Here is a 21,951-nt window from a genome sequence, read left to right as displayed (position 1 = left end):
GGGGAACGCGAGGACCATGTCCGCCGAGAAGCTGGCGACCGAGCTGCACGGCATCCTGGTCAAGCGGATCCAGGCCGACCAGCTGGTCGTGCCCACCATCCCGGCGGTCGTGCAGCGGGTGCAGGAGGTCCTGCGCGAGGGCGACCAGGCCGCCCTGAAGCGCGCGCCCGAGATCCTGGAGCAGGACGCCTTCCTGGCGGCGCGCTCGCTGCGCGCGGCGGCCGGCACCAAGGGCGCCGGCGGCCAGAAGAAGACCACGCTCTCCGAGGTGGTGAACAAGCTCGGTCCGCGCGGCGTGAAGGCGCTGCTGGTGGAGGCGAGCGCGCAGAAGGTCTTCGTGTCGCGCGACGGCGAGATCGCGAACGCGCTGCGCCGCACCTGGGAGCACTCGGTGGCGGTGGCGACGCTCGCCCGCGACGTGCTGGCGCTCTCCGGGCACGCCGACTCGGAGGCGGCCTACCTCGCCGGCCTCCTCCACGACATCGGGAAGCCGGTGGTGGCGTCGGTCCTGCTCGAGGCCGAGCGGCAGACGACTGAGCTGTACAACCGCGGGTGGATCCCCTGCGCCGAGTGGGTGGAGGTGATCGCCCGCACGCACCGCCCGGTCGGGCTGGCGCTGGCCGAGAAGTGGCAGCTCCCCGAGGGCATCGCGCGCTGCCTGCAACAGGACCTCGACTACGACAACGCCGACCGCGCCTCGCTCGTGAACGCGGTGGTGTTCGCGAACGCGCTGGCCAAGAAGAGCGGCGTCTACGTGGGGACGTTCGACCCCGAGGACGTCGACGCCATCGTCATGATCGGCCGCTCCCTCATCGGCGTGAACGACGACGTCCTCAAGACGCTCACCAAGGGGCTCAAGGACCGGGTGACCGGGATGTTCGACTAGCCGACCGGGCGGCCCAGGCGGCGGTACGCCGCCGCCAGGCTGGGCTCGCACGCCCGAAGGTACGGCGACGCCGGCGGGAGCCCCGCCGCGAGGCGCCGGTGCGCCGCGCCCAGCGCGTGGTAGGGCAGCCCCGGCAAGAGGTGGTGCAGCGCGTGGTAGCGCAGCCCGACCGGCGCCCACAGCGCGGTGGCGAGCGGGCTCCCCGGCACGTTGACCGAGTCGAGGAACTGCGCCTCCATGTCGAGCGTGCGCCCGTCGTTCGCGAAGCGGTGCGCCACCGCGGTCCGGAGCTGGTTCAGGAGCCCCACCGCCCCCGCCACCACCGCCGCCGCCAGCGGATAGCGCGCCGGCAGCGCGCCAAGCGCGGCGAGCAGCACCACCGCCCACGCCCAGCCCGCGCAGAGCGCCTCCTGCGCCGCGAAGCCGGCGCGCAGCGAGGCCGGCGGCGGCGCGCGGCTGAAGGCCGGGTTGACGCTGAGCGAGGAGGCCTTCTCCCAGACCAGCCTGCGCAGCCGCGGGTGGACGAGCGACAGCGGCGCCAGCAGCAGGAAGCGCAGCCCCAGCGCCACCGGCAGCAGCGCCCCCTGCGCCACCCACAGGAGGATCTTCCAGCGCGGCCAGCCCGTCAGCCGCAGGTACTCGGGGTCGCGCACCGTGCCGTAGTGCGGCTTGGCGTGGTGCACCCCGTGCACCCCGACGTAGAGGAAGGAGGGCAGCAGGAGCGGGACGCCGACGAGCGCGTTCCAGACGGGCGAGAGCCCCGCCACGGCGCCCCGGCGCAGGTGGGTGAGCTCGTGGATGAAGCTCCCGGCGCGGTAGAGGGCGAGCGCCGAGACGGCGAGGAGCACCCAGGCGCCCGCCGCCGGCCAGGCGCGGGCGCCGAGCACCAGCGCGGCCCAACCCACGAGGGAGCTCAGCAGGAGGTCGGCGTAGTAGACGCCGGGGCGCGGAGCCGCGAGGTCGGCGACGAGGGCGTACGCCTGACGGACGAACGCGGCGCCTTCCGAGGGCGGCGCGGGCGCGGAGGCGGGCGCGGGCATCACGAGGGGGAACTAGCGGCGGGGCGAGGGGGGCGCAAGGGAGAGGGGGACGACCTCGACCTCGACCTCGACCTCGATCTCGACCTCGAGCCGCGACCGCGACCGCGACGGCGACGGCGAGAGGGGCGCTCGCGGTCCGGGTGAAGCACATGCCGCGCGCGCTCGGACGGTGAACCCTGGGGCACGTCGCCCTAGGCACGCAGCCCCCGGCCGCTGCCGCACCGCGCCCGCGCGCGCACGAGGCGCCATTGCGGAGCGCCGCCCCCGGTGCCAAGTTCGCCGGAACGCGCCCACCAGGACCTCGCCCGCGGCGAGGACTGACCGAAGCACCGCGGCGCGCCCGCGCCGCGGTGCAAGATTCCGCAGCCGCGTCTCGCGGACCACGTGCGCGTTCCGGCCAAGGGCACCCTTGGGGCGGCGCGGAGCACGGGCGCCGACGCGCGCGCGGGCGCGGGGCGGCGGGGGCAGGACTCGCGGAGCACAGGGGATCGCGAACCTCGACCGCGACCTCGACCTCGACCTCGACCTCGACCTCGAGCCGCGAGCCGCGAGCGCGAGCCGCGACCGCGGCTAGGCTAGGCCGCGCGCCTGGAACCAGCGCACCGCGTCCGCCATCCCCTCGGGGAGCGGGAAGCGGGGGGACCAGCCCAGCTCGGCGCGGGCGCGGGCCGCGCTGCAGGTCCAGGCGGACTGGCGCATCTCGCGGAGCTTGTCGAGGGAGAGGATGGAGGCGCGGCGCGTCACGGCCGCCAGGGCGGAGGAGGCCGCCGCGGCGGCGGCGCTCACCGCCTCCGGCAAGGCCAGCACGCGGGCGCGCCGGCCCAGCGCGTCGCAGGCGGCGAGCGCGATCTCGTCCCAGGAGCGGTCGGCGCCGTCCTCGAAGAAGTAGGTGCCCTCCCCGCCCGCCTCGCCCACCGGGCGCCCGCGGTCGAGGACGTCCAGGATGCCCTGGCCCAGGTCGGCCACGTGCACGACGCTGAAGGTCTTCTGCTGGAAGCCCGCGCGCACCACCAGGCCCAGGCGCGCCATCCGCAGGAGCTGGGGCATGAGCTCCTTGTCGCCCGGGCCGTAGACCACCGGCGGGCGCACGATGCTCGCGGCCACCTTCCCGGCCGCCAGCCGGACGGCGCGCTCTCCCAGGAGCTTGCTCTCGCCGTAGCGGCTCACCGGCGCCGGCGGGTCGTCCTCGACGCGCGCGCGGCCGGCGGTCGCCGGGCCCGCCGCGGCCAGCGAGGAGACGTAGACGAGGCGCGGGCGGGCCGCGGACGCGGCGCACGCGGCGACCACGTGCCGGGTGCCCTCGCCGTTCGCCTGGAAGAGCTCGCGGTCGCGGAGCGCCTTCACGGCCCCCGCCAGGTGGATCACCGCGTCGCAGCCCTCCACCGCCGCCAGCAGCGAGGCCGGGTCGCCCACGTCGCCCTGCGCCAGCTCGGCGCCCAGGGCGGAGAGCGCCTCGGTCCGGGAGCTCGGGCGCACCAGCGCCCGCACCCGGTCGCCGCGGGCGGCGAGGAGCGCGGTCAGCGCGCCGCCGATGAAGCCCGTCGCGCCGGTGACGAGGACCCGCACGCTACCCGGTGGGCGCCTCGTACATGCGGTAGAGCTTGGTGCGGGTGCAGCCGCACGCCTCGATGGCGCGGTTGACGAGGTCGTTGTCCTCGAGCGTCCAGGAGATCTCGCCGCCCTCGTACCCGAGCTGCTGGGTGCGCCGGATGGTCTCCACCACCAGCACCGCGTCGAGCCCGCGGCGCCGCCAGCCCGCCTTCACGCCCAGCGCCATGAGGCGCACGCGGTCGATGTTCCGCGAGTGCCACAGCAGCTTGGCGAGGCCGATGGGCAGGCCGAACCGCGTCAGCCGCCCGTCGAGCTTCTTGAGCGCCTGGTTCCAGTCCGGGACGGTCAGCGCGGCCGCGATGGGCTCGCCGTCGCACTCCGCGAAGATGCAGAGGTCCGGCACGATGAGGTGCTTGAGGTCCTTCGCGATCTTGTCGATCTCGCCGTCCGTCATGGGGACGAAGCCCCAGTTCTTGTCCCAGGCGGAGTTGTAGATCTCCTTGAAGCGCTCCAGCTCCGCGTCGAAGTCGCGCATGTTGACGCTGCGGACGACGATGTTCTCGTGCTGGCGGATCTTGTCGGCGATGCGGGCGAAGCGCTCCGGCGGCGGCGTCTTCGCGGTGCGCTCCCAGGCGTAGAGGTCCTTCGCCTTCTTGAGCCCGCACCCCTCGAGCAGCTCCCCGTAGTAGCGGGGGTTGTAGGTCATCTGGATGTAGGGGTCGGAGTCGAACCCCTCCACCAGCAGGCCGATCTCGTAGTTGGTCGAGAGGTTCATCGGCCCGAGGATCCCGTCGAGCCCGCGCCAGCGCGCCCAGTCCTTGGCGGCCCCGACGAGCGCGGCGGCCACGCCCTGGTCGTTCACGCACTCGAACAGGCCGAAGTAGGCGGTCTTGCTCTTGTGGAAGGCGTTGAAGTTGCGGTCCTCGACGGCGGCGATGCGGCCCACCACCTCCCCGCCGCGGCGGGCCAGGAACAGCGCCACGTCGGCGTGCTGGAAGAACGGGTTCCCGCGCGGGTCGAGGAACTCGTGCCGCTCCATGAGGAGCGGCGGCACCCAGTGCAGGTCGTCCTGGTAGATCTTCCAGGGGAACTTGATGAAGCGGTCCCGCTCCAGCGCGTCGACGACGCGGGTCACCTCGACGCTCCCGCTGGCGCTGGCGCCGGGCGTGGCGGCGAGGGAGGGCTTCACGGCGGTGGTCATGGTCTCTCTTCTCTCTTCCTGAGCTCAGCGGCCGTCGGCTTCGGTCGCGTCGGACGCTTCGGCGCCCCGGCGCGGCCCGCGGCGGCTCATCCAGTTCATGCCCATCGAGAGCAGCTTGTTCTGGATGCGGTGCCGCTGCGTCCAGATGCGCTCCGGCAGCTGCGCCAGCCGGCGGACGTCGTCGCCGTCGGTGTTGAGGGCGCGCCAGGTGAGGAGCTCGGCGGCGTCGTCCAGCCGCTGGCGCAGCGAGTCGGCGTGGTTGCGCAGGATGGCGCCCAGCTCGAGCGGCTCCGCCTGCTCGGCGCGGGCGGCGGTCGCGACCGCGTCCTCCGAGGAGGAGGTGAAGCCGTCCGCGCCCGGGCGCGCCATCTTCACCTCGACGCGGGTGTGCGGGCGCTCGTACGGGATGATGCCCACCTCCCGGCCGCAGCGCTGGAAGATCTCGAGCGCGCGCTCGACCTGCTCGTCGGTGTGCGTCGCCATGAAGACGGCGCGGACGCAGTCGCGCTCGACGGCCGGCTTGGTGAAGGGGGAGACGAACAGGCCGGCGTCGGTGAGCTTGCGCCAGAAGATGAAGTTGAGGGCCTGATCGCCGACCGCGATGGGCACCACCGGCGTGACCGAGGGGCGGGTGTCGAAGCCCATGAGGCGGAGCTCGCGGTGGACGCGCTCCGAGATGTCCCACAGCCGCTCGCGCCGCTCCGGCTCCTGCTGGATGATCTCGAGCGCCTTGAGCGCGCCCGCCGCGGCGGAGGGCACCATCGAGGCCTGGAAGATCATGGACCGGGCCTTGTGCTTCACCCAGTTGATGACGTCGGCGCGCCCCGCGATGACGCCGCCGATGGAGGCGAGCGACTTCGAGAAGGTGCTCATGATGAGGTCGACGTCTTCGTGGACCCCGAAGTGCTCGCCGGTGCCGCGGCCGTTCCGGCCCATGACGCCGAGGCCGTGCGCCTCGTCCACCATCAGGCGGGCGCCGTGCTTCTTCTTGAGCTCCACGATGCGGGGCAGGTCGGCCAGGTCGCCCTCGGCCGAGTAGACCCCGTCCACCACGATGAGCTTGCCCGCCTCGCGCGGCGCGGCGACGAGGTGCCGCTCGAGGTCCTCCATGTTGTTGTGGCGGAAGCGCTTCGCCTCGCCGTAGCAGGCGTGGATGCCCTCGACGATGGAGCCGTGCACCTGGCGGTCGGCGTAGACGAGGTCGTGCCGCTCCACCAGCGCCGAGATGGTCCCGAGGTTGGTGGTGAAGCCGGTCGAGAAGGTGGCGGCCGCCTCCTTGCCGAGGAAGGCCGCCAGCTTCTGGTCGAGCTCGTCGTGCAGCGCCAGGGTGCCGTTGGCGAGCCGCGAGCCGCAGGTGGACGAGCCCCAGTCGCGGGCCGCCTGCGCCGCCGCCTCGCGCACGCGCGGGTCCTGCGCCAACCCCAGGTAGTTGTTGGAGCAGGCCATGATCAGGCGCTTGCCGCCGATGACCACCTCCGTGCCGTCGTGCTGCTCGATGACGCGGAAGTACGGATAGTGCCCGGCCAGCTTGATGAGCTGGACCTGCTTCCACTGCGCGCACTTCTCGAAAAGGTCGGCCATCTTCTCTTCTGTTCTCCGCGCCTGCGGCTGTCGAACGAGCTAGGTACCGGCCCTGGCGGGGCGCGTCAAGTGCGGGGCCGGTCGGTGGGTGTAGGTGTGCCGCCCGCCTCCCGCGGACGGAGGAGCCACGCCGGCAGCGCCAGCAGCGCGGCGGTGACGCAGGCGAGCTCGCCGACCGAGGCGAGCAGGCCGAAGCCGCGCAGCGCGCGGTTGTCGGCGACGAGGAGGGAGGCGTAGCCGATGATGGTGGTGAGCGAGCACAGCCCGACCGCGCCACCTGTCTCCCGCAGCACGCGGTGGAGCGAGTCGGGCCCTTCGAGGCGCCAGCGCTGGACGATGTTGACGGCGTAGTCCACGCCGATCCCGAAGGTGATGGGGAACACCACGAAGTTGAGGAAGTTGAGCTTCACCCGGGCCCAGGCGGCGAGCCCCACCAGCCAGACCACGCCGAGCACCAGGCTCCCCAGCACCAGCAGCGCGGGCCGCAGGCGCCGCATGGCGGCGAACACCAGCAGCACCACCGCCGCGAAGGCGAGCGCGGTGGCCTTGGGCCCGTCGCGCACGATGGCCCGCGCGATGTCGGCGAAGAGCAGCGGCTGCCCGACCGCCTGGGCGTGGCCGCCGGCGCGCGCGATCGCGCCGCGGATGAGGTCCACGATGTCCTGCGTCTCGCGGGCGCTCATCCAGCCGACGCGCTTCGGGAAGGCGAGGCCGATGTGGCCGGTGGTCCCGTCGCGCTCCACGAGCGGCAGCCGGAACGTGAGCGGCAGGTCGTCGATCGTGACCGGCCGCGGGTCGGGCGGCGGGCGGAAGAGGAGCGCCTTGCGCCGCACCTCCGGGTCGAGCTGGGCGAGGCGCGCGTCGCTGAGCGACTCGCGGAGGCGCCGCAGCCGCGGGAGCTTCTGCTCCTGGTCCGGCGGCACCACCGTCTCGAGGGTGCGCACCTCGCGGATGGGGTCGGCCGGGCCGCGCCGGGCGCGCTCGCGGTCGAGCTCCGCCACCACCTTCTTCAGCTCCTCCGGGCTGTCGGCGCGGATCATGATGGGCGTGAGGTAGGCCTTGAAGACCTGGTCCACCTTGCCGCCCCAGTACTGCGCCCCCTCGCGCGCGCTCTTGGCGGCCCGGAGCTGGTCGAGGTCGTACTCGATGATCTCGCCGCGGTAGGTCGCGACGCCCGCCAGCGCGACCGCCGCCAGCGCCAGGGAGACCACCCGCACCAGCCGGCCGTGCCGGGTGTCGATCCGGTTCACCAGCACGCCGACGATCGAGCGCTGCCCCGGGTCGACGGCCCGCTTGCTGCGCGAGTCGAGCGCCGCCAGGAGCGCCGGCAGCGTCAGGTAGGCCACGGCCCAGCAGATCGCCATGCCGAGGCCGCCGATGACCCCGAACTGGCTGAACCCGCGGAAGTCGGTCACGGCGAGCGACAGGTACGCGAGCCCGGCGCCGAACGAGGCGACGAAGGTGGCGGCCAGCGTCCCGGCCCAGGTCACCTGCATCGCCTCCACCAGCGGGAGGCCGCGCCGCCGCTCCTCCAGGAAGCGCGCCACGAAGATGATCGAGACGTTGATGCCGTTCCCGACCACGATCGAGCCGAGGAAGGCGGTGTTGGCGTTGAGGTAGCCGACCAGGACCCAGGAGAGCCCGAACGTGAGCGCGCAGCCGACCGCCAGCGCGCCCAGGATCGAGAGGATGGCCGTCCAGCGCCGGAAGTACACGTAGAGGACGGCCAGCACCAGGACCAGCACCACCACCGTCGAGGAGACGAGGTCGGCCTCGAGCGCCGCCTGCTCCTCGACCAGCGTGCCCACCTCGCCGTCGTAGCCGACGCGCACCGCGGGGTCGTACCGGGTCGGCTGGAGCGCCTCCACCTCGCGCTTCACCGCGTCGAGCACGCGCTGGTTCGCGGCGAGGCCGGTGGCCGACTCGGGCGGCCGCACCAGCATCACGAGGAGCTTGCCGTCGGGGGTCTGGAAGTAGCCGTTCCGGAACTGCGCCAGCGCCCCGGTCACCGCGCCGTACTTCCGCTCGATGTCGGAGAAGTCGAGCGACGGCTCGGGGCCGAGCTCGCGCGTGTCCTCGCCGAGCAGGCCGAGGAACGGGTTCTGCTTCTGCTTCTCCCACGCGACGCGAGCGTCGAGCCGGCGCTGGATCTCGGCCAGGTCCTCGTTCGACAGGTACAGGCCGCCGAAGCGGCGGAAGAAGGCCTCCTGCTCGTCGGTGCGGTACTCGACCCGGTCCACGATGTCGCCGGGCAGCGTGCGGAGGCGCCGGGCCAGGTCGTCGGCCAGCCGCTCCAGGGCGTCGCCGTCCTTCCCCTCGAACACGACCGAGAGGTGGGTGACGTTGTGGAGCTTCTTCGCCACGGTGCGCGCCACCTTGACGCTGGCCGCGTTGTCGGGGAGCAGCTCCTCGAACCCGGACCGCAGGTTCGAGTAGAGGCGGACCGCGTAGATCGACCCGAGGACGAAGGCGAGCAGCGCGAGGAGCAGCACCACCCGCCGCTCGCGCACGAGCCACGGGACGAGCGCGCGGCAGCACGGGCCCGGCTGCCCGGGCTCCCGCCGCGGCCCGGGCGCCCCCGGCCCGGCGCGCACCGCGCCGCCGGCCCCGGGGAGATCGCGATCGTTCACCGCGGCGCCCCGGCGCCGCCCGGCGGCACGCCGGCGAGCGGCAGCTCCCGGCAGCCCTCGGCCGACGAGCGGTAGGCCGTGGTGATGATCTCGATGCACCGGTAGGCGTCCTGCGCCTCCTTGCCGGCGAAGTCGTCGCTCGCCACCGCCGCCAGGAACTGGTCGAACATGGCGTTGAACCAGCGGGTGTGGCTGGCGTCCATCCAGTCGGAGGCGATGGTCCGGCGCTCCACGTCCCAGGTGACCGCGCCCTGCGCCACGTCCGGGCCGTCGGTGCGCCGCATCACGGCGATCTGGAGGTCGTCGTCGTCCACGGTGAGGGCGCCGCGCTCCCCCTGCACGTTGTAGATGACCTTGCGCACGCCGGCCGTCCAGGTGAGGTGCACGTCGGCGAGGCCGGTGGGGAAGGTGAGCACGGCCGAGAAGTTGTCCTCGGTGTCCCACTTGGACGGCTCCTGGTTGGTCAGCTTGGCCGTCACCGCGGTCGGCCAGGCGTCCATCCAGTCGAACGTCAGGTAGAAGGTGTGGCTGCCGTGGTCCATGGCGATGCCGCCGCCGGAGTGGCGCACCTCGCGCCGCCAGTGGGTGTTCCACTCGGTGACGCCCTTGGCGTGGGTGTTGCGGAAGGTCGAGAGCGACACCGCCCGGACCTTGCCGATCCGGCCGGAGCGGATCACCTCCCGGATGGCGGTCACCACCGGCGCGTGCTTGTAGTTGTGGCAGGGGAAGAGCACCCGCCTGGCCGAGCGCGCCTTCTCGAGCAGCGCCGCCGCGTCGGCGAGGCGCGTGGCGAGCGGCTTCTCGCACAATACGTGCAGGCCGAGGTCGAGCGCGCGCAGCGCGAGGCGCGCGTGCTCGCTCGGCGGGGTGGCCACGTCGACGAAGTCGATCCGGCCCTGCTCGGCGGCGAGCAGCGCGTCGGCCGACTCGTAGACGCGCGCCCGGGGGAGCTGCGCCGCGACGAGCGCCCGGCGGGCCGGGCAGATGTCGGCCACCGCCACGAGCTCGACGTCGCTCCGCTTCAGGTACGCCGGGACGTGCCCCTGCGCGCCGATGAAGCCATAGCCGATGAGGGCGCCGCGCAGGCGCGGGCCGTGAGTGGGGGTCATCGCTTCCTCTCTGCTCCGGGGTCCGGAGCCCGCGATCCGATCCGGCGGATCACCGCCAGCGGCCGCTCTCGTCCAGCTCCCGGAACGCCTCGTCGAGCAGGGACAATCCCTCGAGCGCCGTGTCCTCGTCGATCGTGAGCGCCGGCTGGAGGCGGATGTGGGGGCTGTAGGTCATGGCGAGGAGCCCCCGCCGCACGCACCGCTGGTAGACGTCCTTCATGACCGCCGTGTCGACCGGCTCCTTGGTCTTGCGGTCCTTCACCATCTCGATGGCGAGGAACAGGCCCGCTCCGCGGACCTGGCCGATGAAGGGGTGCCGCTCCTGCATCCGGCGCAGCTCCGCGAGCATGGCCGCGCCGACCTTCTCGGCGTTCTCCCACAGCTTCTGGTCACGGATGGTGCGCACCGACGCGCGCGCCGCCGCCGCGGCCAGCGCGTTGCCGCCGTAGCTGGAGGAGGCGCCCGAGGGGTTCGCCCAGGGCTTCGCCTGCGAGATGGCGTCGCGGGTGAGCACGCCGGCGATGGGGAAGCCGGAGCCGAACCCCTTGCCGAGCGTCACGATGTCCGGGCGGGCGCCGGAGTGATCCACGCCCCACGGCTTCCCGGTCCGGCCGAAGCCGGTGATCATCTCGTCGGCGATGAACAGCGCGCCCAGCTCGTGGGCCGCGTCGGCCATGGCCGGGAGGAACTCCTTGGGCGGGATGACGTTGCCGGCCGTGCCCTGCATCGGCTCGGCGATGACCGCCGCCACCGGGCCGGACGGCTGCGCCTTCATCGCCTTGCGGGCCAGCTCGATGCACGCCAGGCCGCAGCTCGCCTCCTCGAGGGCCAGCGGGCAGCGGTAGCAGTCGGCGTACGGGACGAGGGTGGTGCCGGCCGGGAACGGCCCCAGGCCGTACTTGGAGGTCGACCCCATGAGCGCGGCCGCGCCGGCGGTCTTGCCGTGGAAGCCGCCCCAGAAGCCGACCACCTCCTGCCGGCCGGTGGCGTGGCGGGCGAGCCGGAGCGCGGACTCGACCGCCTCCGCGCCCGACGAGTAGAGCTGCAGCCGGTCGAGGCCGGCCGGGGCCATCCCGCAGACGTCGTTCACCAGGTCCGCCCGCGGCGCCGAGGTGAAGCTGCCGACGGTGAGCTGCTGCGCCTGCTCGGTGAGCGCCGCCACGTAGGCCGGGTGGCAGTGGCCGAGCGCGTTGACGCCGATCCCGCCGATGAGGTCGACGTAGGTGTTGCCGTCGACGTCGGTCAGCGTGGAGCCCCGCCCGTGGTCCATGGCGACGCCGGCCCAGAGCGCGAAGCCTTGCAGGCCGGGCGCGAGGTGGCGCTGCTCCTGAGCGACGATCTGCTGCGAGCGCGGGCCGGGGATGGCGGTCCGGAGGACGACGTTCTTTTTCTTCATGTGTTTTTTGGGAGCCCCCCGCGGGCCGCTAGTTACTTGAAAAGCCTGACATTGCCAAGTAGCTTGCCGCCGCCACCGGCTCTCCCTGATGACCACCTACATCGTCGCCACGCTCCTCTTCGCGGCCGGCCCACCGTGCGGGCCGCTCGACCTCGACACCGCGCTCGGCCTCGCAGCCTCACGCAGCGACGAGGTCGCCATCAAGCAGGCGGACGTCGTCACCGCCCAGGCGGACGAGGCGATGGCCAGGGCGCTCAGGATCGTCCCGCAGGCCACCGCGACCGTCCTCACCGGCCCCGCCCCCGAGGCGCGTGGCGACTTCCTCAAACCGGAGACGATCGTCGGCACCAACCGGTCGCTCTATGGGATCCGGCCTTTCGTCCGCGTCGAGATCCAGGCACTGCAACCGATCTACACCTGGGGTCGCCTCGACGCTGCGTCTGAGGCGGCGCAGGCCGGCCTCGAGGCGCGCGAGCTGCTGGTACAGGACACGACCTCGCAGGTGCAGCTCCGGGTGGTGCAGACGTGGTGGGGGGTCGCGCTGGCGAAGCGGTTCCTCGCCATCGCCGGCGACGTCCGCGGTGCCCTGGCGCAGGCCGCGCAGCACGTGAAGGAGGCGATGGCGAACGGCGACGAGGACGTCTCGCCCGCCGACCGCTACCGCGTGGATCTCGCCCGCGGCGTCGTGGAGGGGCGCGCCGCCGAGGCGCAGAAGGGCCTCGACCTGGCGCAGGTCGCCCTCGCCGCCATGCTCGGGACCGATCCCGCGCGTCTCGCGCTGCAGGAAGCGCCGCTCGACCCGCCCGCCGCGGCCGTGCCGGACCGCGCCGCCGCGCTGGACGCGGCCGAGCGGCAACGGCCCGACCTGCGCGCGCTGGGCGACGCCATCCGGGCGCGCGACGCGGAGGTGAAGGCCGAGCGCGCCGCCAACAAGCCGCAGTTCTTCCTCGGCGCGCAGTTCGTCTACTCCTACGCGCCCAACCGCGACATCCAGCTCAACCCCTGGGTGAGCGACTGGTTCAACACCCTCTCGCTGGGCGCCCTGATCGGCTTCCGCCAGGACCTGGCGCTGCCCATGATGTCCGCCCGCGCGCAGAAGGCGCAGGCGGAGCGGGACGCCCTGGCTCAGCAACGCGAGGGCCTCGCCCGCCTGGTACAGGTGCAGGTGGACACCGGGCTCGCCGAGCTCAGGGCGGCGCAGGCCCGGCACGTTGCCGCCCAGGCGGCGCTTGGCTCGGGCAAGGCGCTGTTCCGCTCGACCGGGCTCGATTTCGCCGCGGGGCTCATCGACGCGAAGAGCCTCATCGACGCCTACACGCAGTACGTCGAGAGCCAGGTCGCGGCGGCGCAGGCTGCGTATGACCTCTACGTCGCGCGAGCGAAGCTCGCGCAGGTAACGGGCGAAGCCCCCAGGAAAGGCGTGCAATGCGAGCTGCCCTGACCCTCACGCTGACGGCGCTGCTGCTGGGGGGCCGAGCGCTCGCCGCCGAGGGCACCGCCACCGAGGCGCTCCGCGCCCGCGACGCCGAGATCCGCGCCGCGCTGCCGCCCGCCGGCGGCCAGGTGACCCCCGAGGTGCGCCGCCGCCTGGAGTCCATCGTGACGCGGGCGGTGGACCTGCGGGGGATGGTGCAGGCCGCCATGGGCAAGCGCTGGGCGGAGACCCCCGAGAAGCAGCGGCGGCGGCTCATCGGCGCGTTCGAGTCGCGCTTCCGCAAGGCCAGCGGCGGGGAGCTCGACGCCTACCGCTCGACGCAGATCGACTACCGGCCCGAGGCGCCGCAGCCCGAGGGGACGGTCCAGGTCCCCACCAAGGTGGTGGTGAAGGGTGAGCCCACCGACATCACCTACACCCTGAAGCGGGAGGCGCCCGGCTGGCGGATCGTCGACATTACGGTGGACGGCGTGTCCACCGTCGAGAACTACCGCTCCTCCTTCTCGCGCATCATCGGCAAGGAGGGCGTCGACGGCCTCATCCGGCGCCTGGAGAAGGGCGGCGGCGAACCCGCGCCGAAGGCCGGCGCGACGGCGCGGTGACCATGGGGTGACGGGTGGCCCTTGATGTACCCCGCTCGGGAACGGTAGAAGCCCTCTCGGTGCTCGACCATTACCTCGATTACCTGGAGACCCCCACCCTGCGCTGGGGGCCGCTCGTCCTGACGGCCTGCTTCCTGGCCGCCTTCGTCGCCTTCGCGCTCAAGAGCGCGATCCAGGGGCGGCCCCACACGGCGCGCGTCGAGAAGGCGGGCGGCAGCATCCTGCTCGGCAAGTACGTCATGGAGTACGGCCTGTGGGTGTTCGGGCCGCTCACCCGGACCGCCATCCACCTCGGCGTCCACCCCGACTTCTTCTCCTGGACCTCCCTCGTCCTGCAGATGGGCGCGGCGGTGCTCATCGCCGGCGGCTTCTTCGGGCTCGGCGCGTGGGTGCTCATCCTGGGCGCCTTCTGCGACGCGCTCGACGGCGCGGTGGCGCGCGCGCGCGGCATCGCCTCCGACGCGGGCGAGGTGCTCGACGCGGCGATGGACCGCTGGGCCGAGATGGCCGTGTTCTTCGGCTACGCCTGGTACTACCGGAGCCAGGGGTGGGCCTTCCTCCTCGCCTGCGCCGCCTGCGCCGGCGCGGTGATGGTGAGCTACGCGCGCGCCAAGGGCGAGTCGTTCGGCATCGACGCGTCCATGGGGCTCATGCAGCGGCACGAGCGCGCCGTGTGGCTCGCGGTCTCGACGCTCGGCTCCGCCCTGTGGGAGCTGTGGCGCCCCACCCCGTCGGGCGAATTCGCGTACCACACGCCGGTCCTGTTCGCGCTCGGCATGATCGGCGCGCTCGGCAACTGGACCGCCTGGATCCGCACCCAGTACACGCGCCAGGAGCTCCGGAAGCGATGACGGCGCCCGCCCGGCGCGGGCTCGTGGCCGAGATCGGCCGCTTCGTGCGCGCCAACCTCTCCTCCACCCTCGCCTCCGGCGCCGAGTACGTGCTCGTCACCGGGCTGGTCCTCGCCGGGCTCCACTACCTGTACGCGGCCTCCGCGGGCGCGGTGCTGGGCGCGCTGGTGGACTTCACGCTGAAGCGCCACTGGGCGTTCGACCGCGCCGCCAAGGGCGCCGTGCACCACGAGGGGCTGCGCTACCTGCTGGTCTCGGCCACCTCGCTCGGCCTCAACCTGGCGCTCGCCTACGCCCTCGTCGACGGGCTCCACCTGCCCGCGGTCCCCGGCGTCATCGCCGCCTCGCTGGTGGTCGGCTTCGCCTGGAACTACCCGCTGCACCGGCTCTACGTGTTCCGCACCGCGCACCGCCGCGGCGGGCCCATCCTCGGCCACGCCGAGCGCCGGGCGAGCCTCGCGGCGCCGCTCGAGGCACCCGGGCGCGCGGCGCCGGGGGGCCGGCCGTGAAGCCCTCGGTGGCGGTGGTGTGCGACTTCGACGGGACCGCGACGGTGGAGGACCTCGCCGACGCCCTGTCCATCCAGCACCTCGGGTACGACCGCTGGAAGGCCGCCAACGACGCCTTCCACGCGGGCGAGATCTCGTTCGTGGAGCTGCTCCGGCGCATCTTCGAGCCGGTGGCGGCCACGCCCGACGAGGTCCGCGCCTTCGCGCTCGCCCACGCGCGCTTCCGGCCGGGGTTCGCCGAGCTGCTGGCGACCTGCCGCCAGCGCGGCGTCCGCTTCGTGCTGGCCTCGGGCGGCCTCGACCTCTACATCCGGCCGGCGCTGACCAAGCTCCCGGCGGCGCTCACCGACGGCCTCGAGATCCGCGCCAACGGCGCGCGCCACGTGCCGGGCGGGCTCGCCCTCTCCTTCCCCTACGCGGAGGCGCCCGGCGCCTGCGGCCAGTGCGGCTCCTGCAAGGGCGCCATCGTGAAGGAGCTGCAGGCGGAGGGCCACACGGTGATCTCGGTCGGCGACGGCAACGCCGACCGCTGCATGGCCGGCGTGGCCGACGTGCTCTTCGCCCGCGGCCGGCTCCACGCCTGGTGCGGGGAGCAGGGGATCGCGTGCGAGGAGTTCGAGACCTTCGCCCCCGTCATCGCGCGGGTGGCGGCGCTCTCCCGGGCCGCCTGATGCGCCGCGCGGCCGCGCTCGCCGCGGCGCTCGCGCTCGCCGCGCCCGGCGTCGCCCTCGCCTCGGCCGCGCTGCGGCCGCTGCTCCTCGAGCGCGGCACCTACGGCGAGTCGTTCACCTTCGTGGCCGACCTCGAGGACGGGACCTACGTCCAGGCCGGCCTCTCCTTCACGAACCTCGGCCCCGGCTCGACGAAGGGCATCTGCCGCGCGCTGGTGGTCGCCCCGGACGGGCGGCTGTGGCGCGTCCAGGAGCGCTTCTCCCGGTCAGAGATCACCTGGCGCGACGGCGGCGACGAGCGCCTCGCGGTGGGCCCCTGCGCCGCCTGGGTGAGCGAGGACGGGAGCGGCGTCGAGGTGAAGCTCGACGGCGGGTCGGTCCGCCTCGCCACGCCCGAGCGCCCGCGCCGGCAAGGAGGCGAGGCGGCGCTCCAGGTGGACGGCCGCCCGTACCGGAGCGAGGTGCTGCTCTTCCGGGCCCCGCTCGCGGCGACGCTCGCCCGGCCCGGCGCGGCGGCCCGGCAGGTCGCCGGGGCCCTCTACCTCGACCACACCCGCAGCGCCGTCCCGACGAAGGACCTCGCCCGCCGCTGGGTCCGGTTCCGCGCGCTCCGCGGCCCGCGGGCGCTGCTCGTGCTCGGGCGCGAGGGGCACGACGGGCGCTTCGCGCCGGTCTGGGCCTGCGGCGAGGAGGGCTGCCAGGACGAGGAGGCCTTCGCCGCGGCGCGGCGCGGCGAGGGGCAAGCGACGAGCTTCGTCGTGGAGGTGCGGGGCGAGGCGCCGCTCACCCTCCGCGCCGGCCGGCTGCTGTACCGCGACGCGCCGGTCGAGGACCTCGGGCTGCTCGGCCCCCTGGTGCGGCCCTTCACCGGCTCGCCGGTGACCTACGTCTACCGCGCCACCGCCCAGCAGGGCGCGGGCGCGCCGATGGATGGGATCCTCGAGGTCGAGCTCTCCGGCGAGTGAGGGCTCACGCCCCCGCGGCGCCGGCCCGCCGCCGCGCCTGGAGCCACCGGTCGATCCCCCACGCCACCACCGTGTAGAGGACGCCCAGGAGCACGTCGAGCACGTAGTGGTGGCTGAGGTAGACCGCCGCGAAGGAGACGAGCGCGAAGAGCGCGAAGCTCGCCAGGTCGAGCCAGCGCCGCCGGAGCTCGATCCCGAACAGGAAGGTGAGCAGCGGGTAGGAGACGTGGAGCGAGGGGATGGCCCCGAAGACGTCGGCGCTCCGCCCGTAGAAGCCGGCGAAGTAGGGGATGCCGGTCAGCGCGTCCCAGCGCGCCGCCCCCGCCGCCGAGGAGCGCACCGAGAAGTCGGCCGGCCCGAAGCCGTGGTCCGCCACGTACCAGGGCGGCGCGGCCGGGTAGACGTAGTAGGTCGCGAACCCGACCACGTTCATGAGCAGGAACGTCCACCCGAAGCGCGCCAGCAGCCGGCGGCCCTCCTCGTCGCGCCGGAAGATCGCCAGGTACGCGGCGAAGCCGATCGCCCAGTAGACGAAGACGATGTACGCGGTGCCGGTGAAGAGATCGACGACCGGCCAGTGGTGCCGGGCGAAGAACTCGTTCGGGGTGAGCACCGCCCCGCCCTCCCGGATGCCGAACAGGGCGCGGTCGAACGCGTACGGCTCGGCGATGTGGATGTGGAGGTAGCGGAAGAGCGGCTGGGTGATGTGCGTCAGGTCGTAGACGATGCCGAAGAGCAGGAACGGCAGCATGCCGATGAAGAAGCGGCGCGTGGCGTCGCTCCACACCACGAGCCCCAGCATGGCGGTGCACAGCGCGAGCTGCTCGGGGCGGCTCACGCCCTGGAAGAGCCTCATCGCGACGAGGTAGGCGCCCATGCCGCCGAGCGCGCCGTAAAGAACGCCCGGCGGCGTGTCCCGCACGCGCTGGGCCAGCGTCGGCGAGCGGCGCTGCGGGACGACGGCTTCGTTCGCGGTGGGCTGCGGTTCCATGTCCGGGGCGTGGTACCGGCCCTGGGCCGCGGCGTCAAGGGCGGGAGCCCCGCGCCGCGAGCGCCTGGGCGCTCGCCGGGCGATCGAGGCCGGCGGAGGTGGCAGGAGGTGGTCGCCGCTCGCCGTCGCGCGCGCCTCGCCGGCGCGCCCGGGCCGGCCGCCGCTGACGCGCCGTCAGGCGGCTGTCGCGCCCGGGAGCCCGGCGCCAGCCGCCTGACGTTGCGAAGCGCCCTCTTTCCGGCGGGTTGGGCGCGCTCCCGGGAGGCACGCCGCTTGCGAGGGGCTCCGGCACGAAGGAGCGTGCATGGCGGACGCAGACCAGAAGACCGAGGCGAAGCCGGCGGCCCCGGCGGCGGCAGGCGGCTCGAAGGCGGTGCCGCTGCTGCTCGCCGTCAACAGCGTGCTGCTCGCGGCTGTGCTGGCGCTGCTCGTGCTGAAGCCCGGCGGCCTCAAGCACGCCGAGGCGGCCGAGGGCGACCACGGCGCGGCGGCGGCGGGCGCGGGCGAAGGCGGCAAGCCGCACGGCGAGAAGGGAGCCAAGGGCAAGGAGGCGCTGCCCGGCCCGACGCTGCGCCTGCCCGACTTCGTCGTCCACCTCCGCGACGCCGACGCCGATCGCTACGCCCGGCTCTCCTTCGAGCTGGAGCTGCCGGACGAGAAGGCGAAGGAGGGCGTCACCGCGCGGCTGCCGCAGATCCGCGACGGGTTCCTGTTCTACCTCGCCGACCGCACCGCCGAGGACCTGCGCGGGAGCGAGGCCATGATGAAGGTGAAGACCGCCCTGGCCCAGAAGCTGGGCGAGCTCGCGCCGGGGGTGCCGGTGCGCGGCCTCTACGTCACCGAGCTGGTCGTCCAGTAGGCCTGCGCCATGCCCGCCACGCTCTCACCGGAGGAAGTCAAGGCGCTGATGAGCGCCATCCAGGACGGGAAGGTCGCGACCGAGGGCGCGCGCGGTCACCGCGGCCCGGTCGCCAACTACGACCTCACCAGCCAGGACCGCATCATCCGCGGGCAGATGCCGACGCTCGACGCGATCAACGAGCAGATCGCGCAGCAGCTCGCCCTGGGGCTCACCGGCCGCACCCGGCTCGCCATCCGCGCCAGCTCGGCGGCCGCGACGCTGCTCAAGTTCGCCGACCTGACGCCGCTCCTGGCGCCGCCGGCGGCGGTGTGCGTGCTCGGGCTGGGCGGCGGCTACGGCTTCGGGCTGGCGGTGCTCGAGCCCGGCGTCGCCGAGCAGCTCCTGGCGGCCGCGCTCGGGGACCGCCGCTCCCGCCAGCCCGACGCCGTCCCGGACGCGCGCCGCGAGCTGACCGCCGTCGAGCAGGGCGTGCTGAAGCGGCTCCTGGGCGTGTTCACCGACGCCATCGCCAGCGCGTGGGAGCAGGTGATGCCGTTCAAGCCGGAGCCGCTCCGGTTCGAGCTGGACCCGCGCATGGCGTCCATCGCCCCCCCCTCGGACGTCGGCATCGTCTCGGCCTTCGAGCTGACCGGCGGGCTCGACGGCCGGCTGCAGCTCGTCATCCCCTACGCCGCGGTCGAGCCCGCCAAGCAGCGCCTGGCCGCCCCCCGCCGCCTCTCCCAGCGCGGCGACGACCGGGTGGCGCGGATGATGGCGCGCGAGATCGAGCAGGTGAAGGTCGACGTGCGCGGGCTGCTGGGCGCGACCCGCATCACGCTCTCGCGGCTGCTGGAGCTGGAGCAGGGCGAGGTGCTCCTGCTCGACCGCGACGAGTGCGCCCCGCTCCCCATCTCCGTGCAGGGCCGGCTGAAGCTGCTCGGCTCGCCCAGCGTCGCCGGCGGCGCCATGGCCATGAAGGTCGAGCGCGCCCTCGCGGCCCCCTCCCCGGCCGCTCTCCTCTCGAGGTGACCCGATGAGCAACGAGACCACGCCCAGCGAGGGCCAGACCCGCCGCCTCGACATGCTGCTCGACGTCCCGCTCGACGTGTCGGTCGAGCTGGGCCGCTGCCGCATGACCATCCAGGACCTGCTGGCGCTCTCGCCGGGCTCGGTGATCGAGCTCGACAAGGTGGCCGGCGAGCCGCTCGACATCCTCATCAACGACCGGCTCGTCGCGCGCGGCGAGGCGGTGGTGGTGAACGACAAGTTCGGCATCCGCATCACCGACATCGTGAGCCCGCAGGAGCGGATCGCGAGGCTGAGGTAGCGATGGCTTCGACCGCGACCCCGACCCCGACCGCGATTCCGACCTCGACCTCGACCGCGACCGCGACCCCGACGTCGACCTCGCCCGCGAGCGAGGCGCCGGGGCAGGCCGCGGGTTCGGCGGAGGCGGCGGGCAGCGCGCTGACCGCGCTGCCGGGGTACCCCGCCACCCTGCCCTCCTCCTCCTTCTCGCCCGGCCCGTTCGCCGCCGGCCTGCTGCTCGCGGCGATGGCCGCGGCCGCCTTCGTCATGGCGCGCCGGCGGCGCGCCGTCCCGCGGCTGGTGCAGGTCCTGGAGCAGACGAGCCTCGGGCCGAAGCGCGCGCTGGTCGTGGCGCGCCTCGGGGACGAGCTCCTCGTGCTCGGCAGCTCCGAGGGCGGGATCGCGCTGCTCGCGACCCGGCCGGCGACCTCGACCTCGACCTCGACCTCGACCGCGACCGCGACCTCGACCTCGACCTCGACCGCGAACGCGAACGCGAACGGGGCCTCGGCCGCGGGCCTTGCGCGGGCGGTGCCGCTCGCCGGCGCGGCGGTGGACCTCCTGGCGCGGCTCAAGCGGCGGGCGCCGGGCCGCTCCTTCGACGCGACCCTCGCGGAGAGCGTCGAGGACGTGGAGCTGCGCCGCAAGCTGGCGCAGGGGCAGCGGGGGAGCGTGCGATGATGTCCGCCCCGGCGCTGCGGCTCGCGCTCGCCGCCGCGGACCCTGCGCTCTCGCTCAGCCTGGGCGGCGGCGGGTCCGCGCCGGTGAAGCTGTTCCTGCTCTTCACCGTGCTCTCGTTCGCGAGCGCGCTGCTCGTGTCGGTGACCTGCTTCACCCGCATCGTCATCGTCCTCAGCTTCCTGCGGCAGGCGCTGGGGACGCCGCAGCTCCCGCCCAACCAGGTCATCATCGGCCTGTCGCTCATGCTGTCGTTCTTCGTCATGGGACCGACGGCGGACCGGGTCTGGGGCGAGGCGCTCGGGCCCTACCTCGACGACCGCATGCCCCCGGCGGTCGCGATCGAGAAAGCCAGCGCGCCCCTGCGCGAGTTCATGCTGCGGCAGACGCGGGAGCAGGACCTGCGGCTCTTCTACGAGATCTCCCACCGCCCCCGGCCGGCCCGCGGCGACGAGATCCCGATGACGGTGGCGATGCCCGCCTTCATGGTCTCGGAGCTCACCACCTCCTTCCGCATGGGCCTGTTCCTGTACGTGCCGCTGCTCCTCGTCGACGTCCTCGTCGCGGCCATGCTCATGTCGATGGGCATGATGATGGTGCCGCCGGCGATGATCGCCCTGCCGCTCAAGGTGGGCGTCTTCCTCATGGCCGACGGCTGGCGGCTCGTCGTCGCCAGCCTGGCGAGGTCGTTCCAGTGAGCCCCGAGCTCCCGTCGAGCCTGCTGCGCGAAGGGCTCGTGCTGCTCGGGACGGTCGGCGCGCCCATGTTCGCGGCGGCGCTGGCGGTGGGGCTCCTCGTCGGCGTGCTGCAGGCGGCGACGCAGATCAACGACCCCGCCACCGGCTTCCTGCCCCGCGCGCTCGCGGCGGCGCTGGTGGTCTGGGTGGCCGGCCCCTGGATGGCGGAGCGGCTCTCCGGCTTCCTCGCCAGCTCCATCGCGCGCATGTCCGGGCACGGCGGATGACGATCCCGCTGGGCGAGGCCTGGGCGCTGGCCCTGCTCGCCTTCCGCGCCGCGGGGCTCGTCGTGTCGGCCCCCATCCTCTCGGCGCGGACGGTGCCGGCGCGGGTGCGGCTCGGGCTGGCGCTGCTGGTCGCCTTCGCCGCCTGGAGCGGCGCCGGCGCGCCCTCGGCCGCGCCGCCGCTCGAGCTGGGGAGCCTCGCCGGCGCGGTGGCGACCGAGAGCGCGCTGGGCCTCGTGGCCGGCCTGTCGGCCCGGTTCGTGCTTCTCGCCGCCCTCATGGCGGGCCAGCTCGCGGCGCAGGCGATGGGCTTCGGCATGGGGGCCATCCTCGACCCGAACAGCGGGGCCGAGTCCTCGGCGCTGCCCGAGCTCGTCTACATGTCCGCCCAGGCGGGCGCGGTGGCGCTCGGGCTGCACCGCGAGGCGATCGCCTGGCTGGCGCGCTCCGCCGTGGCCTTTCCCCCCGGCGCCGCCCTCTCGCTGCGCGCGCGGGCGGTGGAGGTGGTCTGGCAGGCCACCGGCGCCACCGCGCTCGGCGTGCGCCTCGCCTTCCCCATGCTGGCGGCGGTGCTGCTCGGCCACGTGGTGATGGCCGGGCTGGCGCGCACCGCCCCTCAGCTCAGCCTCGGCACGCTGGGCTTCTCGGTCGCGATCCTGGCCGGCGGCGGCGCGTTCTACCTCGTCGCGCCCGCCGCGGCCGAGCTGGCCGCCCGCGCGGCGGTCACCGCCTTCGCGAGGTGACG

22 protein-coding genes are annotated in these 21,951 nt (G+C 73.9%); 14 read left to right on the top strand and 8 right to left on the bottom strand.

Annotated elements, in window-relative coordinates:
- Positions 1–16: 16 nt before the first annotated feature.
- Positions 17–886 (top strand): HDOD domain-containing protein, encoded by an 870-nt coding sequence (locus HWY08_RS19855; RefSeq protein ID WP_176068490.1) that lies wholly within the window; start codon positions 17–19, stop codon positions 884–886.
- Here the strand turns inward: HWY08_RS19855 and HWY08_RS19850 are convergent.
- From HWY08_RS19850 to HWY08_RS19820, 7 genes are all read right to left on the bottom strand, one after another.
- The gene (locus HWY08_RS19850) at positions 883–1,926 is read right to left on the bottom strand and encodes a fatty acid desaturase family protein (protein WP_176068489.1); all 1,044 of its coding nucleotides are present in this window, start codon (positions 1,924–1,926) and stop codon (positions 883–885) included. The two genes, HWY08_RS19855 and HWY08_RS19850, sit on opposite strands and share 4 nt — an antisense overlap.
- A gap of 570 nt (positions 1,927–2,496) precedes the next feature.
- Positions 2,497–3,492: an NAD-dependent epimerase/dehydratase family protein gene (locus HWY08_RS19845; protein WP_176068488.1), complete on the bottom strand. Its 996-nt coding sequence runs from the start codon at positions 3,490–3,492 to the stop codon at positions 2,497–2,499.
- 1 nt (position 3,493) lies between these two features.
- On the bottom strand, positions 3,494–4,678 hold the full coding sequence (locus tag HWY08_RS19840; RefSeq protein ID WP_176068487.1) for an N-acetyltransferase: 1,185 nt from the start codon (positions 4,676–4,678) through the stop codon (positions 3,494–3,496).
- A 24-nt stretch (positions 4,679–4,702) separates the two neighbouring features.
- A complete protein-coding gene (locus HWY08_RS19835) occupies positions 4,703–6,259 on the bottom strand; it encodes an aminotransferase class I/II-fold pyridoxal phosphate-dependent enzyme (RefSeq protein WP_176068486.1) in 1,557 nt (518 codons plus the stop codon).
- Between the two features lie 65 nt (positions 6,260–6,324).
- On the bottom strand, positions 6,325–8,889 hold the full coding sequence (locus HWY08_RS19830; protein WP_176068484.1) for an MMPL family transporter: 2,565 nt from the start codon (positions 8,887–8,889) through the stop codon (positions 6,325–6,327).
- The gene (locus HWY08_RS19825) at positions 8,886–9,998 is read right to left on the bottom strand and encodes a Gfo/Idh/MocA family protein (protein ID WP_176068482.1); all 1,113 of its coding nucleotides are present in this window, start codon (positions 9,996–9,998) and stop codon (positions 8,886–8,888) included. The genes HWY08_RS19830 and HWY08_RS19825 overlap by 4 nt, the downstream gene beginning before the upstream one ends.
- Positions 9,999–10,047: 49 nt before the next feature.
- On the bottom strand, positions 10,048–11,394 hold the full coding sequence (locus HWY08_RS19820) for an aspartate aminotransferase family protein (RefSeq protein WP_176068480.1): 1,347 nt from the start codon (positions 11,392–11,394) through the stop codon (positions 10,048–10,050).
- Positions 11,395–11,482: 88 nt separating this feature from the next.
- On the opposite strand from HWY08_RS19820, the gene HWY08_RS19815 reads away from it, so the two are divergent.
- Genes HWY08_RS19815 through HWY08_RS19790 form a run of 6 tightly spaced genes read left to right on the top strand, consistent with a single transcriptional unit; the run spans position 11,483 to position 16,427 of the window.
- The gene (locus HWY08_RS19815; protein WP_176068478.1) at positions 11,483–12,835 is read left to right on the top strand and encodes a TolC family protein; all 1,353 of its coding nucleotides are present in this window, start codon (positions 11,483–11,485) and stop codon (positions 12,833–12,835) included.
- Entirely contained in the window at positions 12,820–13,431 is a 612-nt protein-coding gene (locus HWY08_RS19810) for an MlaC/ttg2D family ABC transporter substrate-binding protein (RefSeq protein ID WP_176068476.1), read from the top strand. Before HWY08_RS19815 ends, HWY08_RS19810 begins: the two co-directional genes overlap by 16 nt.
- 59 nt (positions 13,432–13,490) lie before the next feature.
- On the top strand, positions 13,491–14,282 hold the full coding sequence (locus HWY08_RS19805) for a CDP-alcohol phosphatidyltransferase family protein (protein WP_176068474.1): 792 nt from the start codon (positions 13,491–13,493) through the stop codon (positions 14,280–14,282).
- On the top strand, positions 14,279–14,791 hold the full coding sequence (locus HWY08_RS19800) for a GtrA family protein (protein WP_176068472.1): 513 nt from the start codon (positions 14,279–14,281) through the stop codon (positions 14,789–14,791). The genes HWY08_RS19805 and HWY08_RS19800 overlap by 4 nt, the downstream gene beginning before the upstream one ends.
- Positions 14,788–15,462 (top strand): MtnX-like HAD-IB family phosphatase, encoded by a 675-nt coding sequence (locus HWY08_RS19795; protein WP_176068470.1) that lies wholly within the window; start codon positions 14,788–14,790, stop codon positions 15,460–15,462. The genes HWY08_RS19800 and HWY08_RS19795 overlap by 4 nt, the downstream gene beginning before the upstream one ends.
- Entirely contained in the window at positions 15,462–16,427 is a 966-nt protein-coding gene (locus tag HWY08_RS19790) for a hypothetical protein (protein ID WP_176068468.1), read from the top strand. The genes HWY08_RS19795 and HWY08_RS19790 overlap by 1 nt, the downstream gene beginning before the upstream one ends.
- A gap of 4 nt (positions 16,428–16,431) precedes the next feature.
- On the opposite strand, the gene HWY08_RS19785 is transcribed toward HWY08_RS19790, so the two are convergent.
- Positions 16,432–17,418, bottom strand: coding sequence for a phosphatase PAP2 family protein (locus HWY08_RS19785; protein ID WP_176068466.1), 987 nt, complete (start codon positions 17,416–17,418; stop codon positions 16,432–16,434).
- 304 nt (positions 17,419–17,722) lie between these two features.
- Here HWY08_RS19785 and HWY08_RS19780 point away from each other — a divergent pair, with 304 nt between their 5' ends.
- Genes HWY08_RS19780 through HWY08_RS19750 form a run of 7 tightly spaced genes read left to right on the top strand, consistent with a single transcriptional unit; the run spans position 17,723 to position 21,949 of the window.
- A complete protein-coding gene (locus tag HWY08_RS19780) occupies positions 17,723–18,277 on the top strand; it encodes a flagellar basal body-associated FliL family protein (protein ID WP_176068464.1) in 555 nt (184 codons plus the stop codon).
- 9 nt (positions 18,278–18,286) lie between these two features.
- A complete protein-coding gene (locus HWY08_RS19775; RefSeq protein ID WP_176068462.1) occupies positions 18,287–19,288 on the top strand; it encodes a flagellar motor switch protein FliM in 1,002 nt (333 codons plus the stop codon).
- A 4-nt stretch (positions 19,289–19,292) separates the two neighbouring features.
- Complete coding sequence (gene fliN, locus HWY08_RS19770; RefSeq protein ID WP_176068460.1) at positions 19,293–19,586, top strand: flagellar motor switch protein FliN; 294 nt, start codon at positions 19,293–19,295, stop codon at positions 19,584–19,586.
- Between the two features lie 2 nt (positions 19,587–19,588).
- A complete protein-coding gene (locus HWY08_RS19765) occupies positions 19,589–20,248 on the top strand; it encodes a flagellar biosynthetic protein FliO (RefSeq protein WP_176068458.1) in 660 nt (219 codons plus the stop codon).
- Positions 20,245–20,943, top strand: coding sequence for a flagellar type III secretion system pore protein FliP (fliP, locus tag HWY08_RS19760; protein WP_235969718.1), 699 nt, complete (start codon positions 20,245–20,247; stop codon positions 20,941–20,943). The genes HWY08_RS19765 and fliP overlap by 4 nt, the downstream gene beginning before the upstream one ends.
- Positions 20,940–21,209: a flagellar biosynthetic protein FliQ gene (locus HWY08_RS19755; RefSeq protein ID WP_176068456.1), complete on the top strand. Its 270-nt coding sequence runs from the start codon at positions 20,940–20,942 to the stop codon at positions 21,207–21,209. Before fliP ends, HWY08_RS19755 begins: the two co-directional genes overlap by 4 nt.
- A complete protein-coding gene (locus HWY08_RS19750; protein ID WP_176068454.1) occupies positions 21,206–21,949 on the top strand; it encodes a flagellar biosynthetic protein FliR in 744 nt (247 codons plus the stop codon). Before HWY08_RS19755 ends, HWY08_RS19750 begins: the two co-directional genes overlap by 4 nt.
- Positions 21,950–21,951 lie beyond the last annotated feature (2 nt).

The sequence above is a fragment of the Anaeromyxobacter diazotrophicus genome (assembly GCF_013340205.1).
Lineage (GTDB): Bacteria > Myxococcota > Myxococcia > Myxococcales > Anaeromyxobacteraceae > Anaeromyxobacter_A > Anaeromyxobacter_A diazotrophicus.
The sequence above is the reverse complement of the archived record's forward strand: the minus strand, read 5'-3'. Positions and strand labels throughout refer to the sequence as shown.

What these genes read in the sequence shown, in the direction of transcription:
- HWY08_RS19775 (WP_176068462.1), top strand. Translation starts at nt 18,287, where the DNA reads ATGCCCGCCACGCTCTCACCGGAGGAAGTCAAGGCGCTGATGAGCGCC.
- HWY08_RS19765 (WP_176068458.1), top strand. Translation starts at nt 19,589, where the DNA reads ATGGCTTCGACCGCGACCCCGACCCCGACCGCGATTCCGACCTCGACC.
- HWY08_RS19825 (WP_176068482.1), bottom strand. Translation starts at nt 9,998, where the DNA reads ATGACCCCCACTCACGGCCCGCGCCTGCGCGGCGCCCTCATCGGCTAT.
- HWY08_RS19785 (WP_176068466.1), bottom strand. Translation starts at nt 17,418, where the DNA reads ATGGAACCGCAGCCCACCGCGAACGAAGCCGTCGTCCCGCAGCGCCGC.
- HWY08_RS19790 (WP_176068468.1), top strand. Translation starts at nt 15,462, where the DNA reads ATGCGCCGCGCGGCCGCGCTCGCCGCGGCGCTCGCGCTCGCCGCGCCC.
- HWY08_RS19835 (WP_176068486.1), bottom strand. Translation starts at nt 6,259, where the DNA reads ATGGCCGACCTTTTCGAGAAGTGCGCGCAGTGGAAGCAGGTCCAGCTC.
- HWY08_RS19780 (WP_176068464.1), top strand. Translation starts at nt 17,723, where the DNA reads ATGGCGGACGCAGACCAGAAGACCGAGGCGAAGCCGGCGGCCCCGGCG.
- HWY08_RS19840 (WP_176068487.1), bottom strand. Translation starts at nt 4,678, where the DNA reads ATGACCACCGCCGTGAAGCCCTCCCTCGCCGCCACGCCCGGCGCCAGC.
- HWY08_RS19810 (WP_176068476.1), top strand. Translation starts at nt 12,820, where the DNA reads ATGCGAGCTGCCCTGACCCTCACGCTGACGGCGCTGCTGCTGGGGGGC.
- HWY08_RS19815 (WP_176068478.1), top strand. Translation starts at nt 11,483, where the DNA reads ATGACCACCTACATCGTCGCCACGCTCCTCTTCGCGGCCGGCCCACCG.
- fliP (WP_235969718.1), top strand. Translation starts at nt 20,245, where the DNA reads ATGATGTCCGCCCCGGCGCTGCGGCTCGCGCTCGCCGCCGCGGACCCT.
- HWY08_RS19855 (WP_176068490.1), top strand. Translation starts at nt 17, where the DNA reads ATGTCCGCCGAGAAGCTGGCGACCGAGCTGCACGGCATCCTGGTCAAG.
- HWY08_RS19750 (WP_176068454.1), top strand. Translation starts at nt 21,206, where the DNA reads ATGACGATCCCGCTGGGCGAGGCCTGGGCGCTGGCCCTGCTCGCCTTC.
- fliN (WP_176068460.1), top strand. Translation starts at nt 19,293, where the DNA reads ATGAGCAACGAGACCACGCCCAGCGAGGGCCAGACCCGCCGCCTCGAC.
- HWY08_RS19850 (WP_176068489.1), bottom strand. Translation starts at nt 1,926, where the DNA reads ATGCCCGCGCCCGCCTCCGCGCCCGCGCCGCCCTCGGAAGGCGCCGCG.
- HWY08_RS19820 (WP_176068480.1), bottom strand. Translation starts at nt 11,394, where the DNA reads ATGAAGAAAAAGAACGTCGTCCTCCGGACCGCCATCCCCGGCCCGCGC.
- HWY08_RS19800 (WP_176068472.1), top strand. Translation starts at nt 14,279, where the DNA reads ATGACGGCGCCCGCCCGGCGCGGGCTCGTGGCCGAGATCGGCCGCTTC.